The organism is Mesorhizobium sp. M7A.F.Ca.MR.362.00.0.0 (genome assembly GCF_004023175.1).
GTDB lineage: Bacteria > Pseudomonadota > Alphaproteobacteria > Rhizobiales > Rhizobiaceae > Mesorhizobium.
In genome coordinates this window covers 1-1,041 of the sequence record NZ_RZTF01000795.1, presented here as the reverse complement: position 1 = coordinate 1,041, position 1,041 = coordinate 1, and the positions used below count along the sequence as shown (strand labels likewise).

Annotated in this window: 2 protein-coding genes; one reads left to right on the top strand and one right to left on the bottom strand. The window is 62.2% G+C overall.

The features are described from left to right. On the top strand, positions 1-502 hold a 502-nt coding region (locus tag EOC06_RS37745), incomplete at its 5' end, for a plasmid pRiA4b ORF-3 family protein (protein ID WP_206631363.1). Positions 503-557: 55 nt separating this feature from the next. Here EOC06_RS37745 and EOC06_RS37740 read toward each other — a convergent pair. Further along, positions 558-863 (bottom strand): tyrosine-type recombinase/integrase, encoded by a 306-nt coding sequence (locus tag EOC06_RS37740; protein ID WP_280953401.1) that lies wholly within the window; start codon positions 861-863, stop codon positions 558-560. Positions 864-1,041 lie beyond the last annotated feature (178 nt).

The window sequence follows — 1,041 nt, the reverse complement described above, 5'->3', positions numbered from 1 at the left end:
GTTCGTCATTCACACGGTGCGGTACGGCTCGTGGGAGGCGGGTGCCCGCTCTCCGGTTGTCACACTTGGCAATCTGCAACTGCGTAAGGGCAGCCGGTTCCTGTATGAGTACGACCTCAACACCCCCTGGGAGCACGAGGTCCGGCTAGAGGAGCGCCGGCCTGTCAAACACGGCGCTCACTATCCGGCGTGTACGGGCGGCGAAAGCAACTGTCCGCCTGAGGATTGTGGTGGACCGGGAGCCTGGATGTGGCAGAGGGACGAGGCGCTCGGGCCTGACCTCCATGAGGATCTCGCCACAGCATTGGAATTCATCACGGAAATCGGCGACACCCGGTCCCTTGCGGTCCTCGATGATCCGGACCGCGCTGGGGAATTGCAGGAATTGCTCTTTCGGATCAAAGGCCGAGCTACTCTGCTGGGCCAGTCGTTCGAGGAGCGGAAAGTGAATGATCGCCTGCGGCAGAGCGAACATCTGATCCTCATGCACCAGCAGATGTGACGGACCTGGCGACCTGATCTATCGAAAGCAGGTTGGCCCCCAGAAGGTGGCATCATCACCGCGAGTGTGCCGGACGCCCGAACAAGGCCTGCGCAGCCTTGGTCCGTGATCTGATCGAATTTCCGGCGCAGGTCGCGGCCGTAGTTCCGGCGCAATGTCGCGTCGTCTCGATATTCTCGTGGCCAAGGAAACGCTGCACATCGGTGATGTCCATGACGAGCCACCTCAGTTTCGTCGCCATGGTGTAGTGCAGAAGGTGCGGATAGACCCGCTTGGTGATCCGGGCCTTCCCTGAAATCTGGGGAACGATCTGGCCGATGCGCTGGCGGCTGTAGGTGTAGGGCATGGCGGACGCCGATATGAAGCCGGAGCGTCTGCGCCAGTTCCCGGCGGATCGGTATGCACCCCGGTTTCGAGCAGGGTCTGGAGCAACAGACCTGTCGTTCCGCCGGCGTCATAAGCATGGTTGATGACGGTCAAGTTCCTCCTCGACCCTCCGCCGTTCCGGCGGCGATCACCGGCCAGGCCTGTGCAGGCGC